Annotated in this window: 14 protein-coding genes; 13 read left to right on the top strand and 1 reads right to left on the bottom strand. The window is 47.8% G+C overall.

Annotation, left to right across the window (positions count from 1 at the left end):
* Window positions 1-15: 15 nt before the first annotated feature.
* From LPY66_RS13405 to LPY66_RS13380, 6 genes are all read left to right on the top strand, one after another.
* Window positions 16-543: a putative immunity protein gene (locus tag LPY66_RS13405; RefSeq protein WP_337984832.1), complete on the top strand. Its 528-nt coding sequence runs from the start codon at window positions 16-18 to the stop codon at window positions 541-543.
* A gap of 177 nt (window positions 544-720) precedes the next feature.
* Window positions 721-957, top strand: coding sequence for a hypothetical protein (locus tag LPY66_RS13400; RefSeq protein ID WP_337984831.1), 237 nt, complete (start codon window positions 721-723; stop codon window positions 955-957).
* A gap of 360 nt (window positions 958-1317) precedes the next feature.
* Window positions 1318-2922, top strand: coding sequence for a histidine kinase N-terminal 7TM domain-containing diguanylate cyclase (locus tag LPY66_RS13395; protein ID WP_337984830.1), 1605 nt, complete (start codon window positions 1318-1320; stop codon window positions 2920-2922).
* A 419-nt stretch (window positions 2923-3341) separates the two neighbouring features.
* Window positions 3342-5591, top strand: coding sequence for an oxidoreductase (locus tag LPY66_RS13390; RefSeq protein WP_337984829.1), 2250 nt, complete (start codon window positions 3342-3344; stop codon window positions 5589-5591).
* 267 nt (window positions 5592-5858) lie between these two features.
* Window positions 5859-6068: a twin-arginine translocase TatA/TatE family subunit gene (locus LPY66_RS13385; RefSeq protein WP_443112434.1), complete on the top strand. Its 210-nt coding sequence runs from the start codon at window positions 5859-5861 to the stop codon at window positions 6066-6068.
* A 95-nt stretch (window positions 6069-6163) separates the two neighbouring features.
* Window positions 6164-6331 carry a twin-arginine translocase TatA/TatE family subunit gene (locus LPY66_RS13380; RefSeq protein WP_337984828.1) on the top strand — a complete coding sequence of 56 codons (168 nt, stop codon included), beginning with the start codon at window positions 6164-6166 and terminating at the stop codon, window positions 6329-6331.
* Window positions 6332-6712: 381 nt separating this feature from the next.
* On the opposite strand, the gene LPY66_RS13375 is transcribed toward LPY66_RS13380, so the two are convergent.
* Window positions 6713-6844, bottom strand: coding sequence for a hypothetical protein (locus LPY66_RS13375; protein ID WP_337984827.1), 132 nt, complete (start codon window positions 6842-6844; stop codon window positions 6713-6715).
* A gap of 679 nt (window positions 6845-7523) precedes the next feature.
* Between LPY66_RS13375 and LPY66_RS13370 the strand changes: the two genes are divergently transcribed.
* The 7 genes from LPY66_RS13370 to LPY66_RS13340 all read left to right on the top strand — a co-directional run bounded on the left by LPY66_RS13370 (window position 7524) and on the right by LPY66_RS13340 (window position 20176).
* The gene (locus LPY66_RS13370) at window positions 7524-8093 is read left to right on the top strand and encodes a hypothetical protein (RefSeq protein WP_337984826.1); all 570 of its coding nucleotides are present in this window, start codon (window positions 7524-7526) and stop codon (window positions 8091-8093) included.
* 39 nt (window positions 8094-8132) lie between these two features.
* Entirely contained in the window at window positions 8133-8624 is a 492-nt protein-coding gene (locus tag LPY66_RS13365) for a hypothetical protein (protein WP_337984825.1), read from the top strand.
* A gap of 96 nt (window positions 8625-8720) precedes the next feature.
* The gene (locus LPY66_RS13360) at window positions 8721-14915 is read left to right on the top strand and encodes a hypothetical protein (protein ID WP_337984824.1); all 6195 of its coding nucleotides are present in this window, start codon (window positions 8721-8723) and stop codon (window positions 14913-14915) included.
* Window positions 14916-14954: 39 nt separating this feature from the next.
* Complete coding sequence (locus LPY66_RS13355) at window positions 14955-16142, top strand: zinc ribbon domain-containing protein (RefSeq protein WP_337984823.1); 1188 nt, start codon at window positions 14955-14957, stop codon at window positions 16140-16142.
* 14 nt (window positions 16143-16156) lie between these two features.
* The gene (locus tag LPY66_RS13350; RefSeq protein WP_337984822.1) at window positions 16157-17542 is read left to right on the top strand and encodes a zinc ribbon domain-containing protein; all 1386 of its coding nucleotides are present in this window, start codon (window positions 16157-16159) and stop codon (window positions 17540-17542) included.
* Window positions 17543-17693: 151 nt separating this feature from the next.
* Window positions 17694-18254 (top strand): LemA family protein, encoded by a 561-nt coding sequence (locus LPY66_RS13345; protein WP_337984821.1) that lies wholly within the window; start codon window positions 17694-17696, stop codon window positions 18252-18254.
* Window positions 18255-18265: 11 nt separating this feature from the next.
* Complete coding sequence (locus LPY66_RS13340) at window positions 18266-20176, top strand: DUF2207 domain-containing protein (RefSeq protein WP_337984820.1); 1911 nt, start codon at window positions 18266-18268, stop codon at window positions 20174-20176.
* Window positions 20177-20203: the final 27 nt, after the last annotated feature.

The raw sequence follows: 20203 nt of genomic DNA, 5'->3' as shown, positions 1-20203 counted from the left end.
GAGTGGAGGATGCCTATGCCAAAAGCAAAAAAGATGCTCAGTGACTGGAAAGCACCGTATATTCAGTCGCTGATGAAATTGATTGAGACGCAAAGTAAGGAGACGCTGGCCATTTGGGCGGTTGACTATTCCGAGCGTGTGATATTACCTCTGTGGTACAAGTCCTATCCCAATGACCTGCGCCCGCATAATGCCCTGAATGCCGCTCGTGCGTGGTTATCTGGAACAATAAAACTGACCCAAGCGAAATCGGCAATCCTGGAGTGCCATGCAGCTGCACGAGAAGCAGACGGAAATCCTGTTGCCCAGGCGGCAGCGAGGACCATCGGTCAATGCGCATCGACGATCCATTCAGCACGGCATTGTATCGGTCTTGCCTTTTATGGCGCGCTAGCGGTCGCATATGATCGGTTAAAGACGAATGAGCCATGGGGACAAATCGAGCTATGCGCTGCTGAAGAGTGCGGGCGCATGGAAGCTGATCTTCGGGCCATTGCCGTGGAAAACGAGCAAAACCCGGCAAAAATCGATTGGAAATGCTGACCATACTCATCTGGATTTCACAAATCTTTCATAGTAAAAATGCAATGCGAATTTTTGGCTGTGGTCTTTATCTGGATCTGAAGTCACAAGCTGCTGCCCATCTGTTAGTAAGGCCGTGAGCAAAATCCGAAAACCCCAACCAATAGAGAATAGACCGACGCAGTCCCAGAAAGATCTGTGGCAGATATTTTTTATGACAAAGGGAAAGTGATACCGCCGGTAAAGATCATGCAGGAAAGCCTGGACTACAGCCTTCAGAATAAACTCGAAAAAATGATTACGGCGGAAATACTGGAGCAGAATCACTATACGGAGCGCGTCGCGGAAGCTCTCCGGCAGGTTAAACAAAACTGCCCTGACTGTGATACTCATTTAGAGGAGTCTGTACAGCGGAACTTAAAAAGAAGCCGGTGAACCGCTGGAAGGATGTCGTTGAGACTGTATCGACGACGATGATTAAAAATTGCCGCTTTTAATGCTGGACTAAGCAAACTATCGAATTTTTAAACAGAGGGTGCGCCGAATTCAGTCTGTCGGAAGCGGCCTTCGTAATGGGATATCAGGACTGTGAGGGATAGTCGAAACTGCCGTATTTCTTTTCTCGAAAAGGTAGGTGAAAAAAATACGAATGACTGATAAAATATAGAATAACGATAGTTGAATTATTACGGGATGAAGACGCCTGAAAAAGGATGATCATGCGGTGAAGACCATGGGTTGATCGCCTATTTTCATAGGAATATAGGTGAATAAGGATATAAGAGAGGCCGTTGCATGTTTGTATATCAAGTGCTTTTAGTGGTGTCCATCCTGTTGATGCTGGTTTTAATCTCATTGATCGCCTTAAAAAATAAGAAAAGACAGATTCACTATGCCGTGATGGTGATTGCAATCAGCCTGTTTATCTGGAATACGTCCGTGTTATGCCTGATTTCCTATCCGGGAACACCGTGGATAGTGACTGTCAGTGAAAAAATGTATTTTACCGGTATTATTTTTGTGTCGCTGGCAACCTTATTCACCGGCTTGATCTTTGCTCAGACCCGAATCAGGTTTTCCTGGAAACATGCGCTGCTGCTGATTGTGCCGGTGATTTCCTTGGTCGTTTTATTTACCAACGCTTACCATCATTTTTTTTACACGACGTTCAGCCTGATCCCGTCCGAACAGGACTTTGGGTTTTATTACACCATTCATACGGTCTATTCCTATTTATGTATCGGAATTGGCCTTGTTTGTTTTTTGAATTTTGCTGTTAAAAATTATGGTTTTTTTTCCAAGCAGGCCATACTTATTTTTTCCGCCCTTTTGATCTCCCTAATTGCTGATTCATTCAGCACGTTTCATATCTTTAACTGGTCTGCGGCTGTGGAGAACGTCGTTTTTTCGGTTACCATTATCATTATTATTCTCGCTATGGTGAAATATAAATTTTTAAGCGTCGTTCCCATTGCTTTGCAAAAAGTTGTTGATATCATTTCCGATGTCTATGTGGTTTTCAGTGAAGACGATGAAATCATCGATTTCAATCATGCGTTTGAAATGACGTGGTCCGGAGTTTCCAGAAAAACCGGGATCCGTGCAGTTATGAAGCTAAACTGCCCTGATTTTGACGCGGAGAAGTTTGGCTGTTTGGTCAGTCAGGCGATCCGGGAGCAGACAAAAGTAAGCATGGAAATAAGCCGGCCGTCCAGTGACGGTGTGAAATATTATCTGGGGGAAATCACTCCGGTTATGGTCAAAGGAAGTCATGTGGGGACTATTATCCTCATCAAGGATATTACGGAACAAAAAAGGAACCTGGAAGAAGTGATTCGACTGAATGAAAAGTTACAGAGCCTGGCGACGAAAGACTGGCTTACTCAGGCTTACAACCGCTATTTTTTTGACGAGCGGCTGGAGCAGGAAATCGAGCGGGTCGGCAAAATACAAGCCAAGGGTGGGGAAACCATAAATACTGACTATTCTTTCGGTTTGATCATGTTCGATATTGACTATTTCAAGATATATAATGATTTGAACGGGCATCAGGCCGGGGACGAATTATTGCAAACCATTGTCAACATAGTGAAAGAAGTTCTTTTTTCTAATGACATCCTGTGCCGTTACGGTGGGGAGGAATTTGCGGTGATCTGCTGCCATACAAAGGCCAAAGGGGTGGAAATTGCAGCTGAAAAGATCAAGAAAACTGTGGAAACCTATGAATTCAAGTATCAGCATACTCAGCCGGAAGGCAATCTGACTATCAGTGTCGGCACCGCCTACTACGCACCGCCTTGTTTCAATAAAAACGATTTGATCCAAAAGGCCGACCAGAATCTTTATCTGTCCAAAAAAACCGGAAGGAATAAGGTTGTATTTGATGACATGCAAATTTGAGGACTCAAGGTTGCGTTGTGTGGTGATTGTAATCAAATAGTAAGTGTGTTGTTGTTCCCGTGGGAAGAGTTTCACGGGAATTTTTGCGTAGGGCAATACTGAGAAGTAGTATGCATGTTTGGCATTTTGATGCTGATAATTGATGATTGGCAATTATAGGGCCGGCAAATCAGTGAGAGAGAAATAAAAACAACGTCTGAGGATTCGTGGAAGCAAAAGGGGAACTGTTCGAGAATAAGATCTGTTACTGTGTAAAATGTAATATTCTGTAGAAATATGTCCCAATATGTTCCTTGAAAACCATATAATGGACAAGTATAATGTATTTATTAAATAATTCACAGACTGACGGTTGGCGAATCGTATGGCTTTCAAACTAACATCAATGGGAGATGTTATTCAAGAAGGGAGAAAGAGTTATGAGTTTATCAAGACGTCAATTTCTGACAGGGATCGGAGCGGCTGCCGGTTTGGTTGCCGCGGGTGCAGTGGGACTTACCGGGTGCTCGCCATCTGAGCAGACGGCCAGCAGCGGTTCCGGAAGCACCTCAGGAAACGCGGCCGGCAACGCAGCCGGAGGGGCAAATTCAGGCGAAATGATCCCGGCGGCCTATCTCAATCCGCAAGATTACGATTACCGTCAAAACACCACGGACCTCAAAACACTGTTTTCACCTCTGAAGATCGGACCGCTCAATCTCAACCACCGTATGATTAAGTCCGCCGCCGGATCGGCCACTTACCTGGCGGGGCTAACCGATGAGCTGCTCCAGTACTACATACAATTTGCCAAGGGCGGCGTTGAGTTCATTTGGGTCGAAGGCATTGCCGCGTTAGAACCGCCTGTAGACGGTAAGAATACACCCGCGGCAACAATTGCGTTTGGGAAGAAACTGGTTAAGGAGTGCGGCAAATATGGCGCTAAACTGGGATATCAGTGGGCGCAGTTTCCGATGAAAGCGGTTGGCGACATGACTGCTGCAGACATTGCAGCCGCAGAGGCCCGTGGTGCAGCCATTGCGAAGCAAATGCAGCAAATGGGCTTTGTTGCTTTGGAAATCAACGCCGCTGGTTTTAACCTTGGCGAGCAGTTCCTTTCCCGCTATCATAACGTCCGTACCGATAAATACGGCCCAAGCACTTTAGAAAACCGCGCGCGCTTTGTGACCGAATGCATTGATAAAATCAAAAGCGCCTGCGGCAAGGACTTTGTGGTTCAACTCTTGATCGACTGCATTGAAGAAAACGACAACCTTGATAACAACGCCACCCTGATGTGGTTAGATAACGCCGTTTCCGCTCCCCACAATAAAGTAACGACGATAGAAGAAGGTATTGGTCTTGCCAAGTTATTTGAGGCCGCCGGCTGCGATGCGATGCACCTGCGCTTAGGACCGCTCGGCAATCATCCCTGTCAATTCGGCAGCGACCTTTACTTTATCTTAAACGGCATTGAGGGTGCCACCGGCTACGGTACCCAATTTGATTTCACCCGGCATTGGCAAGGCCAGCTGATCGGCAACCACAGCGGCGCGGGCATGCTGATTGATATTGTGGGTCGCTACAAAAAAGAGCTCAAGATTCCTTGCGGCACCGTCACCTACATGGACCCGGCACATGCCCCGGATTTCTTCGAGAAAGCTCTCGCCGACGGCAAGGTTGACTTTTATCTCATGAACCGTCCGCTTACTGTTGACACCGAATACGTCAACAAACTGAAAGCAAAACGTATTGATGAAATCGCCCCCTGCACGCGCTGCCTGCACTGCCACAGCGGCTCAAACGAAATGAATCGGATGATGGCTTATTGCCGCGTGAACGCCCTGACGCAGCGCGTTATGACCAAGACTGGTCCGAAGACCTATGAGCTTGAGCCTGCTGCAAAGGTGAAGAAGGTCATGGTCATCGGCGGCGGTCCGGCCGGTATGGAAGCCGCCCGCATCGCAGCTGCCCGCGGTCACAAAGTCACACTGTATGAAAAGAGCGGCGCACTTGGCGGCAGAATGATCATTGCCAGCGCCATCAAAGGTCCTCATGAAAATCTTGACGACCTAAAGGCTTACCTGGTCAAACAGCTGGAGCTGAAGGGCGTGAACGTCGTTTTGAACAAAGAAGTCAACGCCGCGTTAATTAAGAGCGAAGCTCCCGATGCCGTAATCCTTGCAGTCGGAGCTTTGCCGGGCAAGGTGGGTGCAGAAGGCGGCAGCGTGCCAATTCTTAACTATGACGATTTCACCGGTGATAAAACCGGCGAAAAAGTCGTGGTATTTGGCTCGAACGCACAGGCTTTCGACTGCGCTTTGTGGCTGACAGTGCACAAAAAGAAGGTCACCATTGTGACGCCCAACCCGAATGAAGATCTCGACAAACAACAGTCGCAACACGCCCATCGCTTTATGACAACCGCGCTCTATTCGCTGGGGGTAAAAGCCTATCCGGGATCCACAATCAAAAAAATCGGCGACGGCCAGGTTACCATTGCAACGGATTACGGGGTTGATGTCACTATCGCCGCGGACGCGATTATCAACGCTGCCGACTTGCTGCCAAACAAGTCTTTGCTTGACGGGATTTCGGTAAAAGAGACTTACGCCATCGGCGACTGCAATGCGCCGTTTAACATCGCGTTGGCTATACGCGCCGGAAACGATGCCGGCCGTGCTGTATAATTAAGCAGCGGTTGTGCTTTGCTTTTAAGTAAAAACAGGCAAATCTTCGTAATGAATATTTGATTTGCCTGTTTTTAGGCATTAATGCCTATATAAGAAATATTATCCGTGTACGTTTTTGGACTTCGGCTATCATGCATTATCAAAAAAAGATAGCGATTGTTAAATGTGGTATGTTATTATTTTTACGTAATAAAATGAGCTTTGTCCTCAGACAGTAAATAGATAACGAGGGTAATTCAATTAAAAATACAAGGAGGCTTTATCATGGTTACATTTGGTATCGTCACTCCTACTGTTGCAGTCATCCTGTTAGTTCTTGCACTTATCGTTATTGGGCCGGGAAAACTGCCCGAAGCAGGGAAATCACTGGGGCGCGGCCTCAAGGAATTCAAGCAGGCAACGAACGAGGTTGAGGATACGGTGAGTAGTACAACCGAAAGTATCAAAGAAAACCTACCAAAAACGGGTCTTTGATTCCGGGCGTATCTGAATTTTAAATAAGTCGCTCAACACGTTTCTGGCAAACAAGTTACTACCTTATAAATAATGAGTTGAAGGAGGAAAATAGCATGTTGACTACATTTGGAATGATTACCCCCATGGTGGCTGTGATCGGGTTAGTGATTGTTTTGGTGATTGTGGGACCCGGAAAACTGCCTGGACTTGGTAAGGCCTTGGGACAAGGGATTAAAGATTTTAAAAATGAAACAAAAGGGGATGCAGAAAGGGACAGTTAGTAAATCAGGTTACCGAAGTTTATCATTCCCAACAATAAGACGAAAAAAAAATCTCAAACACAACCTCGATGGAACCGTTCATGGTTGAATTGAAGCTATTTTCACGCTAACAGTTTCATTCATTGAAATCATATCCGTGTTTTACTTCTGATTAACGTGATTTTGATCAGCGTTCATTTCTTCTATTCTATTAGTTAGTTCCTATAATTTGGCCGAAGTGTGATCGCGGTTTGTTGTGCTGTGTGATCCTTTGCTGAATAAAATGTGAAGATAATCCCAAAAAGCAGCGGTGATATTACTTTCGTTAATGAAATTGATAATCATCTAAAAAAAAAATTAATGGAGTCAGCCGTCGGCGACTCTTTTTCATTGAAGCCATTCTTAGACAATGATCGTTAAAGGCTTCAATAACTCTGTTTCGGAAGGCTTAATTAGCGAACTCTGTTTGATCGCTTCCCATAGAGTGGTCTTTTGATAGTCGGTTTTTAAATTACGGGCAAAGTAATCGGCCATGGCTTGCAGATAAAAACATTTTTGGCTGGGGCACAGACCACGCTGTAAACGACTGATAAAAGAAGCATCTACTGCAATATTGCGGGAGAGAAGGATATTGGATGTGTTGGTAATATCTTTCTATATAGGCAAATCTTTGTCCAATTATATGACAGCATTCGTGTCAAATATTTGGCATTGCCAAATATTTGACTATCATTATTTAGGAGTATAAAACTGATAAAATCAAATTAGGTTTTGATTTATGGTTACAATCCAATGCCGTTGATCTTCAAACCAGTGGATCGAAGAAAGGGAGGTGAGAGTCTAGCGGCTACTCGACATTGCGCTAAACTATAAAATAAAGGCTTAAAACGGGCTTTTATAAGACGAAGCACTATGAGCTTAGCATTGTCCGGGGCAAATAATCCTAATACCTCAAGAGGAACATCCGAATGGTCGGCTGGTAATCGATAAGGCGGATTTACAGTCTATAAATATCAATGTAAGGAACGTGCCGGCAGACGAGCTGGAGATAATTACTCATGACGATAAGTACATTGCTGCCATTACTGACCCAGCGTGCTTGGACGAGATATTCAATAGCTTGGTTGAAGAGTTTGGCAACGAAATAATTTTTAAGAACGGATTGTTCTAAGCGTGAAATAACAATAACAGTTTTGGAGGGATAGGCAAGAACATGAAGACAACGGAAACGAAGGCGATACCGCGATGGAAAGTCGCACTGAAAATGATTGCGAATCCGGGTGAAGTGATAAAGAGTCAGATGAATCAGGTTCCCTGGCCATATTCCCTGTTGATTTCCGGTCTATCTTTCACACTTTTTTTTCTGCAGACGGGCTTGGATATGTTTCGGACCGGACAAATGGAAGTATCTACTGTCATTATAATTACCTTGCTGGGCCTGCTTTACGGCACATGCGGCGTTGCCCTTATTGCCGTTCTGGCCTGGGCTTTTTCGCAGGCTTCAAAACGAGAGTATTCAATTACCTGGGCTATTTCATCTTTTTCCCTGGGTTATTCCGCTACGCTGATTTATGCCCTGATTGGCGTGATCTGTTCGCTCACGCTGGGCTGGAATACAGCGGTAGCCTTTGGTGTGACCGGTGTCTTATGGGCTTTGAGACCGGCGTTGTTTACGATCCGCCAGATGTCCGGAGACAGGATTGCCTTTAGCATTGTTTTAACCACGTTATGCGGAGCTATCCTTCTTTTCGGATGGGCAGGGCTCGGCCGTTTCGGTTTTTAGGTAAATCAATACTAACGTTGCACATATGGGAGGTTGGAAATGGAAATGAATCTCGGTTACGCGAAAAAATCAGAAAAGAAAGGCATTAAATTCTGGCCGGTGTATGTATGCTTTATCATATTTGGTATCATCATTCCGTATAGCAAGCCGGAGGTTAGATTGACCGCCGTATTTTTATCAATCATCATCGCTGGGGGAATCGGGCTGCTGACAGTGAATCTGCTTGTTATGCTGTTTAACCGCGGCAATCAAATGCTGCATGCAGAGAATAATCAGTTTGCACGGGAAGCTGTAAGTACAGGGATGTTGTTTATGATTCCGTTTACGGTCCTGGCAGTATTAGCTCAGTTGTTGTTGGATTGGAATGCAGCGATGCCGTTTGCTTCAGCTGCCATGATGACGGCCACAGCGACAGCCGGAACTGAAGTCATGAAAAAAGGTGCTCATGGGATGAAAAATATCCTGATGCCGTCCCTTTTGGCTTTTGTGTTTTCTACCACATGGATGATGCTGGTTGGAATACTGCCTTAAAGAAGATTGGGGGAGAGAAAATTGCCGATACTTTATAGAGCTGTTAAGCGGAAAAGTCTACATAAATTATTTAGGTCAGGAATTTTGTTTGTTGTAATGACAATGCTCTTTGCAGCGTATTTTCCCGGTGCTGTCTTCGCGGGCGGTATTGGTGATGTCGTTACCAAGATCGCCAACGACAACTACCAATCACCGGAATTCGAATTTGGCACGGAGGAAGTAACCGGACACGGTTTTAAAATGCATAGCGGATATGGCGGTTATGCCAAGGGATACGGAGGCGTATCGGTCTTAGGCCCGGTTGAATCCGGCGAAATGAGTATATTGCTAAGCTATGTGGACGGGGAGGCTCAGCACACAAGCATCCAGACGACGCGGCTTAAGGGATGTGAAGTACGTGAGTATACAATGGAAGACGGCGTGGGCGTTGGCGTGATCCTGCCGGATTATTTTATTACGGTTGAGTTCTATCAGTCCGGTAACAGCAGCACGGCCGATTTTCAAAAGGCGAAAACGATTGCCCAGCAGGTGTTGGACGCTTTAGAAGACGATGGACTGCTTAGTCAGCCGGCACCGGAGATTGAAGGATTATCAGAAGTAAAACCTGCTGAAGAATATCCAAATGAAGAAAGTGTCGAAGAATCTGCGCCGGCAGCTGAACCGGTTGTTCGCGGCGAGCCGCTTGACGAGCCCATACCCATTTCCAACACAGATAATATTGCTGGAGTGAGTAATGGACCAACCGCCCCAACGACATTTACCATTGACAAGCCGCATTTGGTTACATATATTCGCAACTACCATTGGAATAAGGGCCGGGGTGCCTCCCTTGGTCAGATCGGTTTAAAGGATCAGAACGGCAAAGTGTATGGTCCCTGGCAGGCCAGCGGAACGCAGGGGCAGGGAGGCGTACCGAATGCCAACTGGGAGGTATTTCCCAATATTGTTATCCCGGCAGGTACCTATACCGTTACAGACTCTGATCCGGCCAGCTGGTCAGCGAATGAAGAATCCGGAGGCAGGGGAATGGGGCAGGTTCATGCCACTCCCCACTTTGAAGTTACCAGCGGATCTTTGGATGAGCTAACAGAAGATATTCCGGGAATCGTACCGATCGACAATGATTTTCAGGAGAGTCCGGCCGGCGTCGGTTCAGTAGGCAATATCCCCGGTCCGTCCAATACGACGGAGGCGGTAGTCGGTGTCGCAGTTCCGGGATTGATCGCGACCGGACTTGCTGCTTTGGCTGGGTTAGGCGGAGGCGGCGGCTTTACGCCCCCGTCAGGAACCCCTTTGTCTCCGAATGCGGGAGGGCCTGCTTCGGGTAACGGCGGAACCTATCCGGGATCCGGAACACCGGAAACAGGAAGAAAGACGGCTGGAACGGTTCAGGAAGCAAGCCAATTAGGACGCAGAAGGCGTCCGGAGCTCAGGGTCGATACAGATGAGATGGGTCAGGGGTCAATCACCGTGTCAGAAAATGATCGTATTTATGTTGAGACTGCAGATGAAACCGGGATTTTTGTTCAGCCGGAGATTAGGATAGATACGGATGAGATGGGCCAGGGGTCTATCGCAGTGTCAATAAATGACGATATTTATGTTGAGACAGCAGATGAAGCCGGGGCGTTTATTGGAACGGAGCGATTGTCAACTTCATCATTTGCGGATAAAGGAGATCCCGGCATATTAATTGATACTAGTGCATTCGATGACCTGGATCTGTCGGCTGAAGTGACATCTGAATCAGATATTGAAGCAGGCACACAGACGGTTGCTTCAGATACTGCCGCAGGTACAGATTCACAGATTATTGAGCAAGGTGCTGGTCAGAAAAACGGGGAAGAGCAGACTGGAATATACGATGCAAATGGTTTTGACGCTGAAGGTTATGACAGAGATGGCTTTAATCGTGAAGGCTACGACCATGAAGGGTATAACCGGGAAGGATTTAATGCTGAGGGCTTTGATAAAGATGGATTTAATGCCGAAGGTTTTGATAAGGCTGGGTATGACCGGGAAGGCTTTAACCAGCAAGGATTTGACAGAACCGGATTCGATCGTGAAGGCTATAACCAAAACGGCTTTGATCAGGAAGGCTTTAATCGTGACGGCTTCGATCAGGGCGGCTATGACCGGGAAGGCTTTAACCAGCAAGGATTTGACAGAACCGGATTCGATCGTGAAGGCTATAACCAAAACGGCTTTGATCAGGAAGGCTTTAATCGTGACGGCTTCGATCAGGGCGGCTATGACCGGGAAGGCTTCAACCAGAAGGGATTTGACAGAACCGGATTCGACCGTGAAGGTTATAACCAAAACGGCTTTGATCAGGAAGGGTTTAATCGTGACGGCTTCGATCAGGGCGGCTATGACCGGGAAGGCTTCAACCAGAAGGGATTTGACAGAACCGGATTCGACCGTGAAGGTTATAACCAAAACGGCTTTGATCAAGAAGGGTTTAATCGTGACGGCTTCGATCAGACCGGCTACGATCGGGAAGGCTTTAACCAGCAGGGCTTCGATAAAACCGGATTCGACCGGGAGGGATTTAACCGCGAAGGCTTTGATAAAAACGGTTTTGATAAAGAAGGTTTCAACAAAGCCGGTTTTGATGCGGAAGGTTTTGATAAAACCGGATTTAATCAGGACGGCTTTGATCGGGAAGGTTATGGGCGCAGTGGCTATAATTCGGAGGGTTTTGACAGGGAAGGGTTCGATGTCAACGGCTATAATGCTAAGGGATATAACCGCAGCGGCTTTAACGCCGAGGGTTATAATGCCGCAGGCTATGACAAAGAAGGCTTTAATAAAGACGGCTGGGATTCTGAAGGCTATGGACGCAATGGCCTGAACAAAGAGGGTTTTGACCGTGAAGGGTATGATAAAAACGGGTATGACAAAGACGGTTACGACCGAGAGGGCTTTGACCGGGAAGGCCGACAGCAGGAAGGCTATGACGCCGACGGCTATGATAAGAAAGGCTTTAACAAAGACGGCTATGATCGCGACGGTTATGACCGGGAAGGGTTTGATTTCGAAGGCTATAACCGCGCAGGGTATGATCCTTGGGGTTATAACAAACAGGGTTACAGCAAGGACGGTTACCACTGGAGCGGGTACAATGCTGACGGATACAACCGCGATGGCAGACATTGGAGTGAGAATCCCTTTGAAGGCGATGGCAATCCATTTAATGTAGCGACACAGGATCCCTTTGGCGAAGGCGAAGTCATTCCGTTTGGCGCGACATGGAAACCAACAAAACCGGCATTGGGAGAACCGTATCCGAGAACATTGGAAAAATACGGGGCCAAACCGTGGACGGATGAACCCCAAGTACCGGTACCGGAAGCACCCGAAGCAACGCAGACGGCGGCTCCCGAGGCAATGCCGGGAACGGACGCAGGCATTGGAGATGTGCCCCAAACACCGGATGACAGCACGATGCCGGATAGTATTCCTGAAGCGGATATTCCTGAAAACGGCCAGGATATTCCCGCTGATCAACGTGTGGAGACGGGTGATTCCAACACCTTTACGGTTACGGATCCGAAAACCGGCGAGACAACAACGTACGAGTATGAACCCGGGTATACCGGGCCCAAACATGGCCAAACCCAGACCCTCGTAGGCAAGACCGATGGGCAAACGTATGAACTGGAATTCGATGCGGTGAAAGGAAAGTGGATCAACACTGAATCCGGTAACGAATTCAACCCCGATGACTTTGAACGCTGGCAGAATGATTTGAGCATCGATGAAAAGCAGGCAGCCAAGGATTTGGAAAAAATGGCTAATAGACAGGATGCCAACAGTAAGGCCATTGACAAGAATCTGGATGACTTTAAAAAACTGGAGAAAATGCAAAAGGCAGCTGACAAGTATAATATCGGCGAGCCTAACGGGCCCGGCGATGTCGATAAGGCCATTCAAAAACTAAAAGATGATATGCTGGCAGGAAAAGAGCTTGACCTGGAACAAATGAATAAAATAGAACGGGTCATCGACAACCGGATCATGGGAAAAACGGCAGCCGATACCGGGGAGCGCTGGGAAGAGGATTGGTTTAAGAACCTTGGCTGGGCCCTTGAGGCCAATGCGGCCACAGCGAAGGAAGTTATAACCGGCGAAAAAGATGACGGCAGTATTTCCTGGCTGGGGATGGGTGCCCGTATCATGATTACTGCAGCGACCGGGGGACTCGCAGGTGCCGGAAGCCTTGCCCCGGTAGCGATAGACGGCGGACTGACGGTAGCTGAAGCCATGTACCGGATCAAGGATTCCATTGATAAAGGGGAATCCGATTTCAAAGCGGTATCCAAGGCAATTGGTTTGGTTATTTTGGGTGAGGAAATGGGCTGGCTGGCCGGTAAAGCAGGCGGTAAGATCATGGGAGAAATGCTGGAGAAATTCCCGGTGTTCACCAATAAAGCGGCTGACTTTCTTGAAGCGGCGCTATTAAAAGCCAGTGCTAAAAATCAAGTATGGAGCAAGGCATTAGGTTTAGTCAGCAAAGAATCAGCAGAGGAAACCCTTGATCAGGTCAATAAACGGTTGGTGAATATTGGAAGCGGGGAAGCGGCAGAAAACATCATCAAGAAAGCCAGAGGGGATTATGGATTATCGGTGGCCGACTCTTTCGATGATGTCTCCAAAGCAGGTAAAGCAGTTACCGGCGGCGGGGATGAGATTTTCAAAGGAACCGGAAAATCCGCTTCTGACGCAGGGGATAATTTGGCCCATTCAAGCAGTAAGAATGCTTCCGGAAACAGCGACGATATTGCTCAGAGTGCCGGTAAAGCAAAATCAAGCAGCGACGATATGGCCAGAAGCAGCAGCACGGGGAATAAATCGAATACTCCAGAAGCACCGTCTAAAAGCACGGCACCAGGACAGGATGGAACTGTCCGAACGGGTGATGCCGGCGCAGGCGGGCCGGGTGATCCGGGAAAGCCTTCTTCAGGAGGCGGGGAACCGAATTTACCGGACGATAGTGTAACGGGCAGGCCTCTGAATACGAACGCCAGGACACCTGAAGAAGTATTGGCTGATCCGGCGGCAATATCCAGAGCGGAGCATACGGTACAAAATAATATAAAAGATTTTGATAAATTGCCTCCGGCCCGGCAGGAGGAACTCATCAGGGAACAGGCTATTTATGATGAATATAAGATGCAGGCCCAGGAAAAGACCTATAATTTGGCTGACAAGGTTGAGCGGAGAGAAGGACTAACCGTCGATGATATCATGGAAATGAAAGCCGATCCGGCTTCCATGAGAACCCTGAAAAATATCGAGAGTACGGATGGAATCGGAGCTGAATTGGGGCCGATCAGATCCCGTCAGGTACAGTCTGAATTTAACGAAGTGCTGGAAAATAAGATTCATCAGCCAGCTTACCGGGACGTGGAAAGCTATCTCCGCAATAAGCTTAACACGGAGAATGTACGGTGCAGAACAGTTCGTACACCGGGGACCGAAGTTACGCCATGGGGAATCAATACGGACAATGATGTTATCGCTGAGCGCTTGGTTAATGGACCGAATGGGCCGGAGTGGATGGAAATTCCCAAATCGGAGTGGCAAGACAGGTACAATAAAGCCTTTGCGGAACATTCCGGCTTTAGTGAACAGGCGGCGGCGCGCCGTTTTCCGGACCGCGATTGGGCTGGAATGGATGATGCGGCTAAATATAAGGAGTGGGCCGAACTTCATGAAGAGAGTGCCATGGATCGATTCGACCCGATGGCTGCCAACGATTTTAGCAACCAGCGGACCTGGATGATAGAGGACGGCGATTTACCGGGGCAGCTTCCGGGAAGAAATTGGGTTGAGGCTTCGCCGGAGGAGATTGCCCGAGGTGTTGATACAGTCACAATTGACGGTAAGCAAATGCGAGCAGCCAGCCCCTATGAGTTGGCGCAAAGAGGAGAGGGAAACCTAGTCGATTCCGAACAATTTGGCATGATGGAAAAGCATAAAATCAATGACTATTGGCATAAAGGTAGCAATCCTCAGGAAGTAATGAAGAATCAAACCGAATCTCTGGAACAGCTTCAAAAGACGGCCCGCGCCGCTCAGACCGTGGAAAGAAGCTATCGCAACATGGGCTATAAAGTACAGAGTATGCCTGACAATATGCAGGAGGCCATTAAAGTGATCAATAACAACAATCTGTCCCCAGCAGCCCGGGCAGCCAGGCTGCAGCAATTGGGATATGACACCCCGGGCGACTTTGTTGAAAAGGTCAGCAGCCGTATAGGGGCAATCCGAACAGCTAAAAGATAAATGTTTATAGATCAAACAATCGCGTGGGGAGGTCAAAAAATGGAGAATAACCAAAACACACTGGCCGGCATCGAAGTATATAAGCTGGCACCGGCAGATATTGATCATTTATTCAGACGCTCAGGTTTTAACGGGAATAATCTTTCTCCTTTTCGTTACAATGCAGAGCAGGCTGCGGTCAGCTCGCCTTCCGAAGGGTTTAAGGACATAGCCGGTAACCCAAAATTTCAACAGATGGCTCGCCAATTGTTGGAACCGAATTTAAGAATTGAGTTCAACAGCGGTGGAGGCAGTGCCGCTGACGACAAATATTACGCGTTGCTTGTAGCGGAGAGTCAGGGAGTATTAGCGCAGTTTACCGACTCTGAGCAAAATATACTGCTTGTGCTGTTTCCGGATTGGGAAGCATTTCTAAACTGGTGGGCCGGAGCTTACGCATCCAAGGGTATGAGCGGTTATCAGAAGGTGTTCCCGAGTGCTATGGAAGTCGAAGTCTTAGTTTGTGCTTTGCACTGTATTGATATTTACCGGCGTTCTTATATGGAAAGTATGCTGGATTATCGCAGCGGGGTAAATTTAACACTGACTACCCAGGATTTTGTGCAGCTTTTAAAACGTTCTCTGGGCAGTAAAGATATTCGGTGGCTGCTACCAACACTGTTTGAAATAACCCCAGGTTTGAAAAACAGCAGCATCGCCTTAAAACCGGAACATATCCAACGGGTCGCGGAATTAGGATTTCTTACGGATAAGGAAGGGATCATAACCTTAGCTGAACGCTCCAGAATCATGGGGACAGAATTCATCACCAGCTGGATGGGATCGTTTGCTTGCCAGGCTATGGCCTTAATCAACGGGGAAGAAAGAAGTGTATCCCGGGTATTTATGGCAATGACGGCGTTCACCAATCACTTGATTTCCTTTGAAAGCGGGGGAAGCGGAGAGACCCGTTTTCGCCACCAAGCCAGTAACGCCCAGGAGCTGATTAATACGCTTGGACAATGGATGAAGGCCCTGCAAAAAGCAATCGGTAATCCTGCAGCCGGTGAAAAGGATGCGGCTCAGTCAAAACCGGAAGCTCCGAAAAAAACAGAGAAAAATAGTGCACAAAACAGTGCCCCAAACAGTGCTCTAAATAATGCACCTAAAGTAAAATTCTGCGGTCAGTGCGGTACGGAAATCAAACCTGGAAAAAAATTCTGTGGCAACTGCGGAACCGCAGTGTGATTTAGGAGCAAAGGATGAAGAGAAATTTGAAATTCTGCCCGAACTGCGGGGCTGAACGCGTACCAAATGAAAGATTCTGTGGGGATTGCGGATATGATACGCAATCAGTGGAACCATCCCAATCTCCTGAAAACAGACCCATTCAAACGTTTTCCGCTTCAAGCGGGATGGAATTATGGCGGCGTTTGGGCTTACTGGCGGGGATACTCGTCGGTCTGGCTCTGTTTTGCTACGTGACGCCAGCGGTGGTCAGCCTGACTGCAGTGGATTGGGAACAAGAACAGGCTAAGGAACTGAATTCGGCCAGCGGGTATGTATCGGAAGAGGATAAACGCCTGAGTCAACTGCCGTTAGCGAATTATATTCAGGAAAAAACCGACGGCAAGGTCACGGTGGTGAACAACGGCGAATGGCTGACCTTGCTTACTGACGTGCAGCTGGCCAGTCATGGTCAATATGAGCGTTCTGCCTATGGCAACCGGGTAAGTGAAGAGGACAAAGACCCTTTCTGGGAAGCGATTGGCCCGGTAGCCGTTTTTTTTGAACCGGACGAAATTCCTTATACCGAGTGGGGACTTACTCAGGAAGACTTGGATAGAAGCTATATCAGTATCGATCAGGATGGGCAAACCGCTTATTTTCTGCTGCGATATCATGACTACAGCGCCAGCGTATCGGCGATGTCCAAACCCTATACGGTGGCGCCGGACTGGCTATATCATCCTTATCGCAAAGCAGGGATCGCAGTCTTGCTCTTAGGCTTAGCGGCCTACATTTTCCTGCCCCGCCGCAAGAAAGAACCGGAGGAAATAGCGTATTCAACCGGCAGTATGCTGGCCGGGGATCTGGTGGCGTTAATCCTGCTACTGCCTTTTTACGGGCTGCCGTTTTTGATTAACGGGGGAACGGTGCAGGCGGTCAGCGGGTTCTGGATCATCAGTGCTGTGATGTGGTTTTTAGCACTCCTGTGCGTGCTGCTGTTTTATTACAATGCCTGGTATGCATCTTACCGTATCACGTTAACGGCAGAGTCGCTGTCGCTTATAACCTTCAGAGGGGTTCGGGAATACAAATGGAAAGACATAACGGAAGCAAATTTTGTTACCTTAAGAAATCCGGGTTGGTTCCGCAAATTGTTTTTAGCCATGGCATTTTTGTCTGTCATGGGAGGGCGCACCTCTACGCAGCCGGCAGGCAGTGCTTTACTGGCAGCTTCCGCAGCATACAGCGGCTTGGAAATCCAAGGTACCGGCGGTAAACCGTTATATATTTGGTTTACCAACCAAAACGGCGGCGTTATTATTAATAATTTTGACAAAGTCCTGGAAGCTATCGAGGCTTCAGGGGTTCGGATTAACCGCAATATGCGGAGTATTGAAGGATTCTCCATGTTTATGTGAGCAACAGGGATGACGTAACAGACGAAGTCAGCTATCCATTACGGAGAACGGAGACCAACCCCAAATAAGGTATTATCATATGCTGTATACATTCGCTTATTCGAATGTTGTACTGAAAATAATATATTAAGTATCGAGGAGGATAGAAAAAATGACAGGTGTTTTTATAGCTATCGGGGTCGTTGTGGTATTATTGGCCGTATTTATGATCGGCACCTACAACGGTCTGGTACAATTGCGGCAAAGGGTCCAAAATTCCTGGTCGCAGGTAGATATTCAGCTGAAGAGGCGTTATGATTTAATTCCTAATCTGGTTAACGCAGTCAAGGGGTATGCTCAGCATGAAAAAGCGACTTTCGAAAATGTGACCCAGGCCAGGAATATGGCCATGGCCGCCGGCAATATTAAGGAACAGTCCCAGGCGGAAAATATGCTGAGCGGTGCTTTAAAGTCTTTGTTTGCGGTGGCGGAAGCGTATCCGGAATTGAAAGCCAATACGAATTTTCTGCAATTGCAGACCGAGCTAACCGATACGGAAAGCAAGATTGCTTACTCCCGGCAATTCTATAATGATACTGTGCAAAAATTAAACACCAAGATCGAAGTGTTCCCCAATAACCTGGTCGCCGGCATGCTGGGGTTTGGGATTGTCGATTATTTTACGCTGCAGGGAGAAAATCAGGCCCGCCAAGCGGTCAAGGTCGAATTTTAAGGAGATTCTTCATGAAAAGAATAATCGTTTCTGTTCAAAGCAAAATGAAGTTGTTCTTATCTGTTTTATTGGGAGCACTGCTCTTCCTGACCGTTCTTCCCAATAACGCGCAGGCCGATCCTTCCTTGACTATGAAACAGGTCGTGGTGGATGCCCAGGTTCTGCCGGACGCTTCCATGCGGGTAACAGAAAGAATTACGGTTGATTTTTCCGGGCAGTGGAAAGGCTTCTATATCAAAATTCCACAGGGCGATACCCCGATCAGAGAAATAAAAGTAAAGGAAAACGGAAAGGCTTATACCTTCAATCCCGGAACCGAATACGGACCTGCCGGAACCTATCTGACCAAAAAAGAAGGCAATCAAATCCTGATCGACTGGAGCATCACCGCTGCCGATGAAGTCCGCACCTTTGATGTGTCCTACCGGGTGATTAATGCCGTGAAAATTCACAGTGACACAGCGGAATTGTACCGCAAATTTATCGGTGAAGCGAACGGGAATAAAATAGCCAATGTCCAAGTGAACCTAATATTGCCGCCGGGAGCGGAAAAATATCAGCAGGGTGAAGCAATAAGAATCTGGGGACACGGCCCTCTAAACGGAGAAGTAGAATTTTCCGGGCCGGACACCATCTTCTGGTCAACCAAAAACCTGCCGCCCTATACCTTTTTAGAAGGCAGGGTCGTCATGCCTTCAGCTCTGTTCCCTAAAGCACCGACAGCAGCTTATACCAAACGGGCAGCACTGGCGGCGATCCTGGCGGAAGAAGAACGCTGGGCTGACGATGCTAATCAGGAGCGGCTGATGGCCAAAGTGGAATACCTCGGAGGAGCCGGCATCGTTGCAGGTGCTCTGGCAAGCATATTTCTACTGTGGCGCAAATTTGGACGCAGCCATAAAGCCGGTTTCAGCGGGGATTACTACCGCGAACTGCCGGGAAGTTACAGCCCGGCTGAATTAAGTGTTCTGTGGAACTTTAATAAAATGAAGCCCCAGGATATTACGGCAACCATCCTGGATCTGGCCCGGCGAAAATTTTTGCATTTGCAGGAGGAAACGGTCGAAGAACGCAAATTATTAGGCACCAAAGCTGTGACCGCCTATCGCCTGCGCTTCCTGCCCGCACCGGAGGCTTCTGCTCTGAGAAAACCGGAGGAAGCCGTTTTAAGTCCTCATGAACAGAAATTGATTACATTTCTCCAAAATGATATCGGCAGTGGCAATGAATCCATTTATTTGACCGATATCGAGAAATACGCCAAGAAGAATGGCGCGTTATTCTTTCAATTCTGGAAAGAATGGACCTCCGCTGTCCAGGTTCAGGGAGCAGAATATGAATTCTTTGATCACAACGGTAAGATGCCTGGTTTAACCGTATTGGCCGGACTGGGACTATTCATCGCGGGCAGTGCCCTGCTGGCGCAGAAGGGTGCCGGAGCAGTCGGATTTGCCCTGGTTATCGCCGGAGCGTTATTCCTGTTTATTCCCCGTTCGTTTAAGCGACGTTCTATCTCGGGACAGGAAGATTATGTGCGTTGGCAGGCGTTTAAGAAATTCCTGCTGCATTTTTCAGAAATGCAGCGTCACGAAATTCCAAGCCTGATCATCTGGGAACATTATCTCGTCTTTGCTGTTACGCTGGGAGTGGCCAAAGAAGTAATCAAACAGCTGGAACTGGTATTTCCCAATATGGAGGATGGGGACTACCGCTTTGGCAACGGTTGGATGACCTACGGGGCCTACAACAATTTAAACAGCTTAAACAATTCTTTCGAAGGGATCGGAAGTACTTTTGACCGTGCTCTGCAATCAGCTCAGAAGGCAGTCAGCAAACAATCCTCCGGCTCCGGCGGCGGCGGGGGATTCTCCGGCGGCGGTGGCGGTGGCGGCGGCGGTTCCAGTTATGGTGGGCGCAGCTGAGAGGGATAGTCGTTATAGAGGAGGAAT

Origin of the sequence: Dehalobacter sp. DCM (assembly GCF_024972775.1) — a bacterium.
Taxonomy (GTDB): Bacteria; Bacillota; Desulfitobacteriia; order Desulfitobacteriales; family Syntrophobotulaceae; genus Dehalobacter.
The sequence above is the reverse complement of the archived record's forward strand: the minus strand, read 5'-3'. Positions and strand labels throughout refer to the sequence as shown.

Bases quoted from the DNA above. Each gene is read 5' to 3' on its own strand.
- LPY66_RS13360 (WP_337984824.1), top strand. From the start codon at position 8,721: ATGACAATGCTCTTTGCAGCGTATTTTCCCGGTGCTGTCTTCGCGGGC.
- LPY66_RS13365 (WP_337984825.1), top strand. From the start codon at position 8,133: ATGGAAATGAATCTCGGTTACGCGAAAAAATCAGAAAAGAAAGGCATT.
- LPY66_RS13405 (WP_337984832.1), top strand. From the start codon at position 16: ATGCCAAAAGCAAAAAAGATGCTCAGTGACTGGAAAGCACCGTATATT.
- LPY66_RS13355 (WP_337984823.1), top strand. From the start codon at position 14,955: ATGGAGAATAACCAAAACACACTGGCCGGCATCGAAGTATATAAGCTG.
- LPY66_RS13375 (WP_337984827.1), bottom strand. From the start codon at position 6,844: ATGGCCGATTACTTTGCCCGTAATTTAAAAACCGACTATCAAAAGACC.
- LPY66_RS13390 (WP_337984829.1), top strand. From the start codon at position 3,342: ATGAGTTTATCAAGACGTCAATTTCTGACAGGGATCGGAGCGGCTGCC.
- LPY66_RS13345 (WP_337984821.1), top strand. From the start codon at position 17,694: ATGACAGGTGTTTTTATAGCTATCGGGGTCGTTGTGGTATTATTGGCC.
- LPY66_RS13370 (WP_337984826.1), top strand. From the start codon at position 7,524: ATGAAGACAACGGAAACGAAGGCGATACCGCGATGGAAAGTCGCACTG.
- LPY66_RS13350 (WP_337984822.1), top strand. From the start codon at position 16,157: ATGAAGAGAAATTTGAAATTCTGCCCGAACTGCGGGGCTGAACGCGTA.
- LPY66_RS13340 (WP_337984820.1), top strand. From the start codon at position 18,266: ATGAAAAGAATAATCGTTTCTGTTCAAAGCAAAATGAAGTTGTTCTTA.
- LPY66_RS13395 (WP_337984830.1), top strand. From the start codon at position 1,318: ATGTTTGTATATCAAGTGCTTTTAGTGGTGTCCATCCTGTTGATGCTG.
- LPY66_RS13380 (WP_337984828.1), top strand. From the start codon at position 6,164: ATGTTGACTACATTTGGAATGATTACCCCCATGGTGGCTGTGATCGGG.
- LPY66_RS13385 (WP_443112434.1), top strand. From the start codon at position 5,859: ATGGTTACATTTGGTATCGTCACTCCTACTGTTGCAGTCATCCTGTTA.